We start from the raw sequence: 15,178 nt of genomic DNA, 5'->3' as shown, positions 1-15,178 counted from the left end.
TCGTTCCTTACAAGCTGCCACCAATACATCCTCTAGCGATCGCCAGATAACTAAGCAGGAATAACTTGAACAACTAGAGCGCGTTTATCCAGCGACTGGATTTTACCTACTTGACTGAGATCGTTTGCAATTCGGTCTAGCAGTTCTCCCGCTTTGTCACGATATTGATGTTCTCGGCCTCGTAAACGAATGGCAAACTTGACAGAATCGCCTTTACTCAACCACTGACCTGCTTGTTCGATGCGTAAATTGTAATCAGCCATACCCACGTTTAGACCGAATCGCACTTCTTTTACCGTGGGTCTAGCACTCTGGCTCTGACGTTTTTTCTTTTGATACTGAAGCTTCCCATAGTTGAGAATCTTCGCGATTGGAGCGTCTTTACCTTGGGAGACTACAACTAAGTCAAGCTCTAAGCTTTCAGCCAGCTGTAACGCCTCATTGGTGTCGATCAGACCACGATTGTTATTTTCATGGTCAATCAAGAAGACGCTAGGTGATTTGATTTGTGAATTAATCAGTTGCTTTTGGATTGCGATAATGAATTTCTCCCATTTGTTCAATACTTTGCTTTACAAGCAGGTAATGCCAATTTAACACAACACTGAATCAGAGCAACTTTAACAACACAATAGACGGCAATCTGATAGAATGAGAGACTGCGGCACTCGCTCTCAGTCTTTGCGCTACTGCCCATCCAGCTTTTCAATGATTTTTATCCGTCCGCCTAAGACTGACGCCATCATTGGCGACAGGCCGATGTTATTTTTGGAGTCTTATGTCTTTTTCCGATCTCGGCTTGTCCAATGAAATTATCCGTGCTGTTACCGAACGAGGGTACACGGAACCCACGCCAATCCAGATGCAGTCCATTCCTGCTGTCTTGTCGGGTAAAGATTTATTAGCTGGGGCACAAACTGGCACTGGCAAGACCGCTAGTTTTACACTGCCACTCTTGCATCGATTGTCGTCTAATAAGAGCAAAGGTACGCCTAATGGATACCCACCAATCCGGGCACTGATTCTCACCCCGACTCGCGAACTCGCTGCCCAAGTGGAAGAAAGCGTGCGTGAGTACGGGAAGTACTTAAATCTTAACTCAATGGTGATGTTTGGCGGAGTCAGTATTAATCTGCAAAAACAGCGTTTGAGGAGTCGAGTGGATATTTTGGTCGCGACTCCAGGGCGACTGCTAGACCACGTACAGCAGGGTACGCTGAATTTATCGCAGATTGAGGTTTTGGTGCTGGATGAAGCCGATCGGATGCTGGACATGGGTTTTATTAATGATATCCGCCGCATCCTCTCACTTTTGCCCAAACAGCGACAGAATTTATTATTTTTCGCTACTTTCTCAGACAAAATTAAGGCACTGGCCGCCGGACTACTCAATAACCCAACAATGATTGAGGTAGCACGTCGCAACGTTACCGCCGACACGATCGCCCAGAAAGTTTACCAAGTAGACCGTGACAAGAAACGCCAATTACTTGCTCATCTGATTCGGCGAGATAATTGGTATCAAGTGCTAGTGTTCACTCGCACTAAGTATGGCGCTGACCGTTTGGTGAAGCAGTTGGGCGAAGACCGGATTCAAGCCTTGGCAATCCACGGTAATAAAAGTCAGCCCGTGCGTACTAACGCTCTGGCCAAGTTCAAAAATGGCACCTTACAAGTATTGGTGGCGACAGACATAGCTGCTAGGGGTCTTGACATCAGCGAACTGCCCCATGTTGTTAACTTTGATTTGCCCAATGTACCAGAAGATTATGTTCATCGTATTGGTCGCACCGGTCGCGCTGGCGCATCAGGTGAAGCTGTATCGCTAGTGTGCATCGATGAACAGCATCTATTGAAAGATATCGAAAAACTGATTGAGCAACGCTTGCCAAAGGAAGTGGTTGCTGGTTTTGCGCCCAACCCCGATATCAACCCCGAACCAATTACAAATGTACGGCAACAAAGAGCCAAGCCCGGAAGTGAGAAGCGTCAGGCTCGTACTCCTAAACCGTTACCACAGACATCGGCTAAACGTAAAGCAGCGCCACCTGCCACTAATGGCGAGAAACCTGGCGCTCGTTCGTCAGCATCGCGCCGTTCTGATAAACGCGATCGCTAATATTCGTTAGCTGTTCAATAGACCTCTTTCATAAATCAAAAATAAGAAAGAACCCCACCCCCAACCCCTCCTGAAGAGCGGGGAGGGGTTGGGGGTGGGATGTTAGGGACTTTTGCAAGAGGTCTAATAGATTGATTTTGCACGGGTTCTGGAAAACATTCAATGTAATATCTGTCACATACAGTTGTCGGAATGCAGTTAACAGTGTCATAAAGAAAAGGTGAAGGTTAACCTGTAGGGTATAACTTACCTTAGACTTGCTTGACCCCTAGCTTCGATGGATCTATCACACTCATGACTGAACTGACGCTACGCCTAAAAGAGGGAGATACCGAGACAACGATCGCAGTTGACCAAGATGTATTTACAATTGGTCGTTTGCCGGAATGTAATTTGTACTTACCTTTTGGTGGAGTATCCCGCAACCATGCTCGCCTAGTAAAAACGGCTGATGGTGTGTGGACTATTGAGGATCTGGGCAGCAAAAACGGGACGCAAGTCAATAAATATCTGGTTAACTATCCTCAAGAGTTACATCACGGCGATATCGTTTGGCTGGGCAATGTCAGCCTGGTAGTGCTGCTCACAACCCCTGTTTTTCAACCGACACCTGAGTATTCTGGAATTTCGGACATTAATGAGCAAAGAACAATCCTTCATAATGTCGAACAATTACAACAGCAATGGATTGCAGCTGATAGTAAAGATGGCAACATCAGCAATAAGGACAAAACTATTGCCCGTCTCAAAGATTTAGTGGACATAGCGAAAAATCTTTGTGCAGCCGCATCTATACAAGAGATTTTTTCTCAGGTGCAGCAAGTAGTTTTTCGTTATCTTGATAGTATCGATCGCTTGGCATTATTAATTGATGTCAATGGTTGCGGCCAGTTAGAATTAATGAATGCTGCCACTAGAAATATTTCCCAACAGAAACATCTCCCCTCTGATGGTAGTTGGATTAGTCGTAGTATCTGTCAAAAAGTATTTGATGAAAAAGTAGTCATTCAAACCGGTGATACTCATCAGGATGAACGGTTTGCTAGCGAACAGAGTATTTTAGTCAAAGGCATTCGTAGCGCGATGGCAGTGCCTTTATGGGATGAAAATAAAGTTGTGGGCGTATTGTATGCCGATGCCAATTTTTCTTCTTATCATTGGGCAAATGAAGGTGAAGAAGAATTGAGCTTTTTTTCAGCTTTAGCAAATCTTGTAGCTTCTAGCGTGCAGCGTTGGTTATTAGTAGAAAAACTCAAAACTGAAGAGATGATTCGTCACCGACTAGAACGCTATCATTCTCCAGCAGTTGTACAACAGTTGATATCTGTAGGCGGATTACCGGGTGGTCGTTTAGCTCCCGCCGAGAGCGAAATCAGTATTTTGTTTGCGGATTTAGTTGGCTTTACGGCAATTTCTGAAAGGTTAACACCAACTGCGATCGCTCAACTATTAAATAATTTATTTGAAGAAATGCTAAAAGAAGTGTTTGGCTGCGGCGGCACTTTAGATAAATATATTGGCGATTGCATTATGGCATTTTTTGGCGCTCCAGAACCGCAAGCAGATCATGCCGAGCGCGCTGTTACTGCTGCCAAGGGAATGCTCACTCGTCTCGAACATCTTAATGCCAATGGTTTTTGGCACGAACCCCTGCAATTACGTATTGCGATTAATAGCGGTAAAGCTGTGGTGGGAGATGTTGGTAGTTCCCAAAGGGTAGATTATACGGCATTAGGCGCGACAATTAATCTTGCTGCTCGTATGGAAGCAGTTTGTCCCCCTAGTGAATGCGTGATTAGTGAAGCCACCCATAAAATGCTTTCAGAACCCTCAGACTTCCAAGAAATGGGAGATTATCGTTTCAAAGGTATTGAGCGATTAGTTAAGGTTTATCAGACAAAATTGCAACCAGTGCCAACAATCATTGCTCCAATTATTAATCTTTAGGGATTGCGCATTGGGCTTTGAGGTCTAGATTCTGTAATCCATCTAGTGACATACTCCTATTAAAGATGAATGGGGAATGCTAGCAATTACGAATTACGAATTACGAACTTGTACTGAGTTTCGACTGCGCTCAACTACCGCGTAGCCGTTGGCGCAGCCTCTCCAAGAGTTGTATTACGAATTACGAATTACCGACTGTGCCAGCACTAAAAATTTGCTCTGCTGTCAAATCTAACTCTGGAAATGTTGGCGACTGGATGCGGTCATCTCCTCGAAATTTACTAACGCGATACTCACCTTCTTCTAAACAGCAAACCAAAATAGTAGGTTGTTTGGGTTTGCCAATAAATTCCCTACCGCCCAATGCACCATAATCGACAATCCAGTATTCAGGAATTCCCATTTCTTCTCTTCGAGACGCTACGCGAACATAGTCAGCGTATTTTTTCAGATAATCATCACGCCAGTTTGTACTTACCACCTCAATTACTAAAGGAATTGATGCTGCTTTAGTAACAGTTGATGCTTTTTTCCACAGAGGTTCATTAACTAAATTAGTAAGATTTAGGAGCAGCAAATCTGGCGAGTAAGCTGATTCGTTTTCAAGTGGTTTAACTAATACTGTTTTTGGTATACCATAGGTTAGAGTGAGACGACTATATTCTAAAGTGATTTTTGTTGATAAAAATACAACAATCTCTTCATGGTCGCCTGTCGGTTGAGGCATTTCTACTACTACTCCATCATATAGTTCGTAACGTTGTCCCCTGTTATCTGGATATTTAGCAACGAACTCATCGAATGTAACTACTTTGCCTAAGACTTGAGTCATAGCTTGATTCCTCAATTGTGCAAATTATAGCAACTTTATTTGTATTTAATTCATCAATATTAATACTTATTGATTGGTATACTTTGATTCAATTAAAATTGCGAAATTGTAATATTGAGCAGCTAATTTTTGGCTAAAAGACTAGAATTTGGGTGGTAGCTTCCTCAGTTTATATGTATAACATTAGGAAGCCAACTTCAAGCTATTTTTTAACGGGAGGTCAGGTAATGGCGATCGCCACCATTAATCCCGCCACTGGGGAGACGCTCAAAACCTTTGAGGCGCTCAATGATACAGAAATTGTCGCTAAACTCGATTTAGCTAATCGGACTTTTGAACAGTATCGTCAGACTAGTTTCTCTCAACGATCGCAGTGGCTGCAAAAAGCTGCTGATATTTTAGAGCAAGACAAAGCAGAATTTGCTAAGTTAATGACTCTAGAAATGGGTAAACCATTTAAAGCTGCGATCGCAGAAGTCGAAAAATGCGCCGCCGTCTGTCGCTACTATGCCGAACACGCCCCTGATTTCTTGGCTGATGTCAGTGTAAAAACTGATGCCAGCCAGAGTTTTGTACGTTATCAACCAATGGGTGCGATTCTCGCGGTGATGCCGTGGAATTTTCCTTTCTGGCAAGTCTTTCGTTTTGCCGCACCGGCACTGATGGCGGGAAATGTCGGCTTACTCAAACATGCTTCCAACGTGCCGCAGTGCGCCTTGGCAATTGAAGATATTATCCGACGGGCAGGTTTTCCTGAAGGTGCGTTTCAAACTCTATTAATAGGCGCTGCCAAAGTAGCCGATTTAATGGCTGATGACCGCGTAAAAGCTGCCACCTTGACTGGAAGCGAACCAGCCGGCGCATCCCTCGCCGTCGCCGCCGGCAAACAAATTAAAAAAACAGTTTTGGAATTAGGAGGAAGTGACCCGTTTATTGTGTTAGAAAGTGCTGACATAGAGACAGCAGTTGTCACAGCTACTACAGCGCGGATGTTAAATAACGGGCAATCATGTATTGCAGCGAAACGTTTTATTGTCGCAGATGCGATCGCAGACAAATTTGAAAAATTGCTTTTAGAAAAATTTGAGGCGCTGAAAGTTGGCGATCCCATGCAACCAGATACCGATTTAGGCCCACTGGCGACACCTGGTATTCTCCAGGATTTAGATCAACAAGTGCAAGGTGCGATTAGCAGCGGTGGTAAAGTCATCACCGGTGGACATCCTTTATCAGATCGTCCGGGAAACTTTTATCCGCCAACGATTATCATAGATATCCCCACCAACACACCAATTGCAAAAGAAGAATTCTTTGGCCCGGTAGCCTTGTTATTCCGGGTTCCAGATATCGATGCTGCCATCAAACTCGCTAATGACTCACCCTTTGGCTTAGGTGCAAGTGCTTGGACAACCAACAACCAAGAGAGCGATCGCTTGGTTGAGGAAATCGAAGCAGGTGCCGTGTTTATCAACAGTATGGTCAAATCCGATCCTCGGTTGCCCTTTGGTGGCATCAAGCGTTCTGGATATGGCAGAGAATTGAGTATCCAAGGTATACATGAGTTCGTCAATGTTAAAACCGTGTGGGTTAAATGATTAGTCATTAGTCATTAGTCATTGGTCAAAAGACAAAGGACAAATGACTAATGACAAAGAACAAAAGTCTTATTCGTTAATAGAGTTGTCGGAAAATAAAATGAATACAGCAGAATTATTGGTGCAGTGCCTAGAAAATGAAGGAGTGCAATATATTTTTGGACTACCTGGTGAAGAAAATCTTCACGTTTTGGAAGCGTTAAAACATTCTTCGATTAAATTTATTACGACTCGTCATGAACAGGGTGCAGCATTCATGGCCGATGTCTATGGACGCTTAACCGGAAAAGCTGGAGTGTGTCTTTCTACTCTTGGCCCTGGGGCAACTAATTTGATGACTGGGGTAGCAGATGCTAACCTCGATGGTGCGCCCTTAGTAGCGATTACCGGTCAAGTGGGAACAGATAGAATGCACATTGAATCTCATCAATATTTAGATCTAGTGGCAATGTTTGCACCTGTTACCAAGTGGAATAAGCAGATTGTGCGACCGAGTATTACACCCGAAGTAGTGCGGAAAGCATTTAAGCGATCGCAATCCGAAAAACCTGGCGCAGTTCACATCGATTTGCCAGAAAATATTGCTGCTATGCCCGTCGAAGGCAAACCTTTGCGTAAGGATAATAGCGAAAAAACCTATGCATCTTTTGCTAGCATTCGGGCAGCCGCCGCCGCAATTTGCCAAGCAGTTAACCCATTAATCTTAGTCGGAAATGGAGCAATTCGCGCTCATGCAAGTGATGCCGTAACGCAATTTGCTACCTTGCTGAATATACCTGTTGCCAATACCTTCATGGGTAAAGGCGTGATTCCCTACACACATCAATTAGCTTTGTGGTCAGTAGGGTTACAGCAAAGAGACTTCATTACCTGTGCTTTTGATAACACAGATTTAGTAATTGCGATCGGCTACGATTTGATTGAGTTTTCCCCCAAGAAATGGAATCGGAATGGTGAAATTCCGATTGTGCATATTGGGGTAAGTCCGGCGGAGATTGATAGTAGTTATATTCCTAACGCCGAAGTCGTGGGAGATATTTCAGATTCCCTTTATGAAATTTTAAAATTAGCAGACCGGCAAGGTAAACCCGATCCTTTTGCTATTAGTTTAAGGTCAGAGATTCGGGCTGATTACGAACAGTACGCCCATGATGATGGATTTCCGATTAAGCCACAAAAGTTAATTTATGACTTACGCCAAGTGATGGGCCCGGATGATATCGTTATCTCAGATGTTGGCGCACATAAGATGTGGATGGCCCGTCATTATCATTGCCATAGTCCCAATACTTGCATAATTTCCAACGGCTTCGCAGCTATGGGTATTGCCATTCCTGGCGCTTTAGCAGCAAAACTCGTTCATCCTAAGCGCAAAGTCGTTGCTGTAACAGGCGATGGCGGCTTTATGATGAATTCTCAGGAATTAGAAACAGCCTTGCGTGTCGGTACACCCTTTGTCACGATAATTTTTAATGATGGTGGCTATGGCTTAATTGAGTGGAAGCAAGAAAATCACTTTGGCAAAGGAAACTCATCTTTTGTACATTTCAGTAATCCTGATTTTGTCAAATATGCCGAAAGTATGGGTTTAAAAGGCTACCGAGTTGAATCGGCTTTAGATTTGATTCCCACACTCAAAGAAGCCCTCGCTCAAGATGTACCTGCGGTGATAGATTGTCCCGTAGATTATCGGGAGAATCACCGCTTCAGTCAAAAAGCCGGGGAGTTGAGTTGCCCGGTGTAAAAATTAGAGCCGCGATTAATCGCGTCTGTACAAGAGTTAGGAGTTATTTATTCCTAACTCCTTTAGTGTTTTGGTAGGGTACGTTAGCCTTTGGCTAACGTACCGCTTTACTTCACTTTATTTATAAATATATTTCTCCTCTTTCTTTGCGTCCTCTGCGTCCTTTGCGGTTCGTTAAAAAAACCACGAGTATCAAAGACTTATCCACGAGTATCAAAGACTCATCCACGAGTATCAAAAACTCATCCACGAGTATCAAAGACTCGTTTACAATAAATTAGAAGTTATTGATTCTAACTCATCACTGATTTTTACTCTTACTTAATCGTTGTCTGGTTGGAATTTGTGCTTTCCTGCTTTTGGGCAATATCTTCTACTGCTTTGCATTGTCTTTTGTCAATATCTGACTTAATAATGAGTCCCTTAGTATTGAGCGATATTTCCACTTGGTATTGACCATTCACCATATTAATCGCAGCGTAAGTTACTGTACCAAACATCATCACTCCGCAAAGTGATAAGATAATTTGCAGAATTCCCAGTTCTCGTTTCATTTTTAAAGCCCTAATCTCTTATATTCATCATTAAAGTTCGGTGCGGTGTGAGAACTGAGTTGAGAAGTAGCCACTGATTAGACGAGTTTTAGTTGATTACTCAGTTAACTTCAGGATGACTATAATTTCTAGAGTGCAAGACGTTATGGCTAAACAGCTTTGCTATTTAGCGAGTATAAAAAGCTGATATACTCACAGCAGTTTCTCAATGAGGAATGATGGCGCGATCGCTCCGAGTAGCCCCAGAGTATATTGAAAAAGTAAAGTCAGCACCTCAGCTTAACGGCTATCCCAGCCAGAATTCCTTAGCTACTGATATAGGACTTTCTCTATCCACAGTCAAAAACTTTCTCACCGGTAAACCTGTTGACTATCTGAATTTTGTAGAAATTACCGAAAAACTGGGGTTAGATTGGCAAGACATTGCATACAAAGAACCAGAAACTCAACCGCCTAAACCTGAGTCAACTAACGGGGAAGCATCACCCTTCATCACAGGCGCATCCATCACCCAGCCACGTTACTTTTTTGGGCGTGAAAAAGAATTAAAACGCCTCTTCAACTTACTCAAACGGCATCCCCTGCAAAACTCCGCCATTATCGGCAAAAAGCGTAGCGGTAAAACATCCCTGCTGCACTATCTCAAAAATATCACCACCACCCCAATAGAACAATTGCGTCCTGCTCAAAAATCTGACTGGCTACCGCATCCAGAAAATTACTGTTGGATTTTTGTAGACTTGCAAGATGCACGAATGCAAAGTCGAGAAGGACTGCTAAAGTACATCCTAGAATCACTGAAGATGCAAGTGCCAACACCTTGCGATTTAGATCATTTCATGGATGTAGTCAGCGATAATTTGCATTCTCCCACAATCATCTTATTGGATGAGATTAGTGTTGGATTGGAACGCTGTCCAGAATTAGATGATGGCTTTTGGGAATGTTTGCGGTCTTTGGCAACTAACCATACAGGAGGGAATCTAGCATTTGTCTTGGCTACCCCCGAATCACCGATTGAAATGGCGCACAACACGGGACACAGTTCACCCTTTTTCAATATTTTCGGCTACACCGCATATCTGGGAGTATTGGCTGAGACAGAAGCGCGAGAATTGATAGCAAGTTCGCCCATTCCCTTCACTAACGAAGATGTAGAGTGGATTTTGACACAAAGTTGCTGCTGGCCACTGTTGTTACAAATTCTGTGTAGAGAAAGATTATTTAACTTAGAAGAAGGGGAGAATAATGATAATTGGCGTGAGGAGGGATTAAGGCAAATAAAACCATTTGCTGATTTATTAGATTCAGAACTAGCGGAGTAACTATGAAAGCACACCGAATTGAAACAAAGTTAACTAAAAACGGAACCTTGATTCTTGAAGATTTACCCTTGCAGTCAGGCGAAGCTGTAGAAATTCTAATCTTAGAACGTTCTTCCCAACCTTCAGACTCTAACCCTTATCCTTTACAAGGAAAGGTTATTCATTACAATGAACCAATCGAGCCTGTTCCATAGAGGATTGGGAAGTGCTGTAATAACTGCGTTTGCAATAACAACAATATCTTCAATATCTCTACTATTAACTTAAGCAGGCAAATTATGCCTTCTCAAGACTCACCCACTAATTATGCTGAAATCTACACCCATGCACCTCAACCACACTCTAATTTGATTGTAGGTGGTTTGCAACTGTTGTTTTGGCTATTTTTTCGTCCTGTAGCTTGGTATCAGCACACAGAACATATTAGAGATGAGATTAACTCTTTAGCAGACTTAAATAAACCATCTGTATGGCAGCCAGTGCTACAAGGGTATTTAATTGTACCTTTCTGGGCTAATTTTATCCTTGGTTTAGTACTTTGGGGATTAGGTCAGCCATTACCAAACATTTCCTCTATTGTGGCCTCAAGCTTAGGATGTTGTGTAGCATTAAGCGTGGCGTATGGTGTGGCGGAAGGTGTGGCGAAAGCTGTGGCCTTTGGCGTGACGAAAGGCGTGGGCTTTGGCGTGGCGAAAGGCGTTGCCTTTGGCATAGCGTTAGGTGTGGCGTTAGGTGTGGCGTTTGGCGTTGCGTTTGGTGTGGCGAAAGGCGTTGCTTTTGCTGTGGCCTTTGGCGTGGCGTTAGGCGTGGCGTTAGGCGTGGCGAAAGGCGTGGCGAAAGGCGTGGCGTTGGGTGTGGCGGAAGGCGTGGCGTATGGCGTGGTGTATGGCGTGGCTTTAGGCGTGGCATTTGGTGTGGTGTTTGGCGTGGCGTATGGCGTGGCGTTGGGCGTTGCGTATGGCGTGGCCTTTGGTGTGGCATTTGGTGTGGTGTATGGCGTGGCCTTTGGCGTGGCCTTTGGCGTGGCAGAAGGTGTAGCGTTGGGCGTGGCAGAAGGTGTGGCCTTTGGCGTGGCCTTTGGCGTGGCCTTTGGCGTGGCCTTTGACGTGGTGTATGGCGTGGTGTATGGCGTGGCGTATGGTATGGCCTTTGGTGTGGCCTTTGGCGTGGCTTTGGGCGTGGCCTTTGGTGTGGCCTTTGGTGTGGCAGAAAAAATTGATAATGAATACTTCAGTACACTGATAATAGTAGGCTTGTTCTTTGGTATACCAGGAGGTCTAGGCTTTGGTGTAGCTGGTGGTTTGGTAAATGGTGTAGCGTCAGGTGTTGTGTATGGCGTGACTTTTGCTGTGCTGTTCTTTCTAGGTATCACTATCAACTTATGGCGACCAATAGTTTTATACCCATTAATCCAATTATGGAATTTAGCACTTTATCAGTTGCAAAAAAACCACATAAACCAGCTTTATATTTTATTAAGATTGTCTAATATATTATCTTATCGAATTAACCAAAGTCGCACCAATGAGACATTTCTAGAGTCAATATTACGTTTTCCGTATGAATTTATTGATAAAAGTAAAGATGAGTATTCAAGTTCATTGCGTTATCATTCAGTCTTTTGGGATCAATGTCAGCGGCTACCTTTATATGGCTTAGATAAGTACTTACTTTTAGTCATAGAACATAACCCAAACGAGGGTGAAGCAGCAATTGATTATCTCAAGGGAAGTCCCCAAGATTGGGCTGTTCAAATTTGTAAAGATGCACTGAGTCTAAGAAACTGTGGTGAGGTAGAAGCTATACGTCAGGTTTATCGCACCATAGAGATTGATGAATTAGGCAACTCAATTAATTCTGTGTTACATATCTTTACTCGCATTAGTCAGGATGTAAATGCAGCATTAGAACAAAGAAGTAATTATAACCAACGTATAGCTCTTAAAGCTGTAGCAGAAAAGCTAAATGGACAGTTAGAAAACTTCAACAGAAGTCATAATAAATACGCTTCTCTATTCCTACCTTTTGCTAAAAAATGGCTAGATATAATCAACAAATATATAGAAGAGCTGGCTATTAAAGTTGAACAAAACAAAGAAATTGACAACCCTTATATTATTGGTGTACCACTCACACTAGAACAAGAAATTTTCACGGGGCGTGATGACATTGGCTTACGCATTGAACAGTTACTTTTAGACCACCGTCGTCCACCTTTGTTACTCTATGGTCAACGACGTATGGGTAAAACTTCTCTGCTCAACAATATAAGAAAGTTACTACCTAACACCATCATCCCCATGTTTGTGGACTTGCAAGGCGCACCTTCATCGGCTAGTGACCATACAGGTTTTCTCTACAACCTGGCTAGAGATATGGAGAAATCAGCGAAAAAGCAAGGTGTAATTCTACCGTCCCTAACCCGCGAAGTATTAAAATCTGACCCCTTCAGCTATTTCTATGAATGGCTAGATAAAGTAGAACAGGCTCTAGAACAAAATACCGCCTTACTAGCGCTAGATGAATTTGAGGTGCTAGACAACGCCATAGCCAAAGGTCGCTTTGATGAACAGGATGTTTTGGGAATGCTGCGTCATCTCATCCAACACCGTCCGCGCTTCAAGCTTTTACTAGCTGGCTCTCATACTATCGAAGAATATCAGCGCTGGGCTAGTTATCTCATAAATGTCCAAGTAGTGCATATCTCCTACCTCAAAGAAGCGGAAGCACGACAATTAATTGAACATCCCGTCAAAGATTTTACCCTCCGCTATGAACTCAACGCCGTTGAGCGAGTGCTACAACTCACCCGTTGTCATCCATTCTTAGTACAACTACTCTGTGCAGAAATTATTGTCCTTAAGAACGAACAAGACCCCTCTATGCGGCGATTGGCAACTTTCGCGGATGTGGAAGCAGCGATACCAGAAGCTTTGCAAAGTGGGGGCTTTTTCTTCGCTGACATTCAAAACAATCAAGTAGACGCTACTGGACAAGCTATTTTACGTTTTATCGCCGCTCAAGGGGAAGGGGCTAAAGTTAGCCGCCAAACTCTATTGCAACAGTTTCCTCATGCTGATATTACTTTCAACTTACTGTTGCAACGTGAATTAATTGAGGAAGTTGACGACGGCTATAGCTTCCAAGTGGAGTTGATTCGCCGCTGGTTTGTTTGAATCATGTCCGGTAAGTTAAATTATGACAAATACTATTTGTGCTGACGTAATTGCTCTACTATATAATCTTCTAGTTCTTGTTTTTCTCTATTACTAGCATTTCGTTGATAAGTTCTTCCGGTTTCTTGAATAAACCTACGTTTCTCGCTGGGAGAAGATTTGAGTTTAGCTCCAGTTGCTTGCAGCTTTTGCTGTAATTCTTCCCAAGTCTTTTCACCCACACTTTCACCTAGTTTGACCAGTGCCTTTGGGAGTAACATTTTTGCTTCTCTTTGAAAATCTTCTTCTGTCTCAAGGGAAGCTAAATCTATATTGCTAAAGTCGATATCGATTTGAAACTTACTCATACAATTGTATTTATTTTGTTCAAAATTATTACCCAAATCCGGGAAAGATGGGTTTCAATTTTCAGTTACGATCGCAAGATAGTATGATTGTACTGTTTGATGTTGGTAACTGAAGGTGAAAATATCAATTCCGAAAGTTGATTTAATACTTCCGGTAGTATAGCCTTACTTAATCATTCATCACAAGATTCTCGACTTATTGAAACAAGTGGGAAATCTCAGCCTTTTGGTTTTCATTTATAACAGAAGATTGCTATATATTCAAAAAGAATACACATAATTAATGACCGTACAACTAAGTTAGCAATATTAGAAATGCTATCTTAAAGGCAAGGTCATTTGCTCAAACTTTGAGGATAATACTATGACTACAACGCTCAAAGAGCCTAATTCTATTGAGTCATTGCTAGGTAAAGAGGCAGAAGACCTGCTTACCCACAAAGCAAAAGTTTCTCGTGATTTAATACATTTGCCGGGGCCAGACTTTGTAGATCGTATCTGGCTCAACAGCGATCGCAACCCTCAAGTATTGCGTAATCTCCATCTACTTTATTCTACAGGTCGTCTGGCAAACACAGGTTATCTCTCGATTTTACCAGTAGACCAAGGGATTGAACACTCAGCCGGTGCGTCTTTTGCGCCCAACCCGATTTACTTCGATCCAGAAAATATTATCAAGCTAGCGATCGCCGCAGATTGCAATGCGGTTGCTACCACTTTGGGAACATTAGGCATCGTATCACGGAAATATGCCCACAAAATTCCCTTTATTGCCAAAATCAATCACAACGAATTGCTGACTTTCCCCAACCAATTTGACCAAGTATTGTTTGCGGATGTAGAACAAGCTTGGAATTTAGGGGCGGCTGCCGTAGGTGCGACAATTTACTTTGGTTCCGAGAATTCTACCAGACAAATTCAGGAAATCAGCAAAGCTTTTAAACGCGCCCATGAACTCGGTTTGGCAACAATTCTTTGGTGTTATCTGCGGAATAACGCTTTTAAACAAGATAAAGATTACCACCTTGCGGCTGACCTCACCGGACAAGCAAATCATTTGGGTGTAACGATTGAAGCTGACATCATCAAACAAAAGTTACCCGAAAATAACAATGGTTACGGTGCAGTTGCCAAAGCCAGTGGTAAGAGTTACGGCAAAACCGATGAGCGGATTTACACAGAATTGACAACCGATCACCCAATTGATTTAACTCGCTATCAAGTACTGAATTGCTACTCTGGGCGTGTGGGGTTGATTAATTCTGGTGGCGCGACTGGTAAAAATGATTTCGCCGAAGCAATACGCACCGCAGTAATCAACAAACGTGCTGGTGGTTCAGGATTAATTTCTGGGCGAAAGACCTTCCAACGTCCCTTTGAGGAAGGTGTGAAGCTATTTCATACCATTCAGGATGTTTACTTGTCGCCAGATGTGACGATCGCTTAAGGAATGGGGAGCAGGGGGGCAGGGAGAGAAGAATTAATAACCAATACCCCATGCCCCATTCCCCATTAATTTTTTTTAAGAACAGCTACCCC

At 43.1% G+C, this 15,178-nt stretch carries 12 protein-coding genes; 8 read left to right on the top strand and 4 right to left on the bottom strand.

What is annotated here, in order from left to right; genetic code table 11:
* Nucleotides 1–50 precede the first annotated feature (50 nt).
* Nucleotides 51–563 (bottom strand): translation initiation factor IF-3, encoded by a 513-nt coding sequence (gene infC / locus V7K84_RS13550; RefSeq protein WP_094352543.1) that lies wholly within the window; start codon nt 561–563, stop codon nt 51–53.
* Between the two features lie 215 nt (nt 564–778).
* Between infC and V7K84_RS13545 the strand changes: the two genes are divergently transcribed.
* Nucleotides 779–2,119: a DEAD/DEAH box helicase gene (locus V7K84_RS13545; RefSeq protein ID WP_334838725.1), complete on the top strand. Its 1,341-nt coding sequence runs from the start codon at nt 779–781 to the stop codon at nt 2,117–2,119.
* Nucleotides 2,120–2,413: 294 nt separating this feature from the next.
* Nucleotides 2,414–4,066, top strand: a complete 1,653-nt coding sequence (locus tag V7K84_RS13540; protein WP_334838723.1) for an adenylate/guanylate cyclase domain-containing protein — start codon at nt 2,414–2,416, stop codon at nt 4,064–4,066.
* Between the two features lie 181 nt (nt 4,067–4,247).
* On the opposite strand, the gene V7K84_RS13535 is transcribed toward V7K84_RS13540, so the two are convergent.
* Nucleotides 4,248–4,898, bottom strand: coding sequence for a Uma2 family endonuclease (locus V7K84_RS13535; protein ID WP_334838721.1), 651 nt, complete (start codon nt 4,896–4,898; stop codon nt 4,248–4,250).
* Between the two features lie 227 nt (nt 4,899–5,125).
* On the opposite strand from V7K84_RS13535, the gene V7K84_RS13530 reads away from it, so the two are divergent.
* Together V7K84_RS13530 and V7K84_RS13525 are read left to right on the top strand one after the other, a co-directional pair.
* On the top strand, nt 5,126–6,493 hold the full coding sequence (locus V7K84_RS13530) for an NAD-dependent succinate-semialdehyde dehydrogenase (protein ID WP_334839025.1): 1,368 nt from the start codon (nt 5,126–5,128) through the stop codon (nt 6,491–6,493).
* Nucleotides 6,494–6,593: 100 nt separating this feature from the next.
* Entirely contained in the window at nt 6,594–8,237 is a 1,644-nt protein-coding gene (locus V7K84_RS13525) for an acetolactate synthase large subunit (RefSeq protein ID WP_334839023.1), read from the top strand.
* Nucleotides 8,238–8,554: 317 nt separating this feature from the next.
* Here the strand turns inward: V7K84_RS13525 and V7K84_RS13520 are convergent, their stop codons facing one another.
* Nucleotides 8,555–8,791, bottom strand: a complete 237-nt coding sequence (locus tag V7K84_RS13520; RefSeq protein ID WP_334838719.1) for a hypothetical protein — start codon at nt 8,789–8,791, stop codon at nt 8,555–8,557.
* Between the two features lie 215 nt (nt 8,792–9,006).
* Between V7K84_RS13520 and V7K84_RS13515 the strand changes: the two genes are divergently transcribed.
* From V7K84_RS13515 to V7K84_RS13505, 3 genes are all read left to right on the top strand, one after another.
* Nucleotides 9,007–10,116 (top strand): ATP-binding protein, encoded by a 1,110-nt coding sequence (locus V7K84_RS13515; protein WP_334838717.1) that lies wholly within the window; start codon nt 9,007–9,009, stop codon nt 10,114–10,116.
* 2 nt (nt 10,117–10,118) lie between these two features.
* Nucleotides 10,119–10,310, top strand: a complete 192-nt coding sequence (locus V7K84_RS13510) for a hypothetical protein (protein WP_334838715.1) — start codon at nt 10,119–10,121, stop codon at nt 10,308–10,310.
* Nucleotides 10,311–10,394: 84 nt separating this feature from the next.
* Nucleotides 10,395–13,292, top strand: a complete 2,898-nt coding sequence (locus V7K84_RS13505; protein WP_334838714.1) for an AAA family ATPase — start codon at nt 10,395–10,397, stop codon at nt 13,290–13,292.
* A 32-nt stretch (nt 13,293–13,324) separates the two neighbouring features.
* Here the strand turns inward: V7K84_RS13505 and V7K84_RS13500 are convergent, their stop codons facing one another.
* Nucleotides 13,325–13,639, bottom strand: coding sequence for a hypothetical protein (locus tag V7K84_RS13500; protein WP_334838713.1), 315 nt, complete (start codon nt 13,637–13,639; stop codon nt 13,325–13,327).
* Nucleotides 13,640–14,003: 364 nt separating this feature from the next.
* On the opposite strand from V7K84_RS13500, the gene V7K84_RS13495 reads away from it, so the two are divergent.
* Entirely contained in the window at nt 14,004–15,086 is a 1,083-nt protein-coding gene (locus V7K84_RS13495; RefSeq protein ID WP_334838712.1) for a class I fructose-bisphosphate aldolase, read from the top strand.
* Nucleotides 15,087–15,178 lie beyond the last annotated feature (92 nt).

Source organism: Nostoc sp. (assembly GCF_036917315.1).
GTDB lineage: Bacteria > Cyanobacteriota > Cyanobacteriia > Cyanobacteriales > Nostocaceae > Nostoc.
Note: the sequence above shows the minus strand (reverse complement) of the source record. Positions and strands in the feature narration are given on the sequence as shown.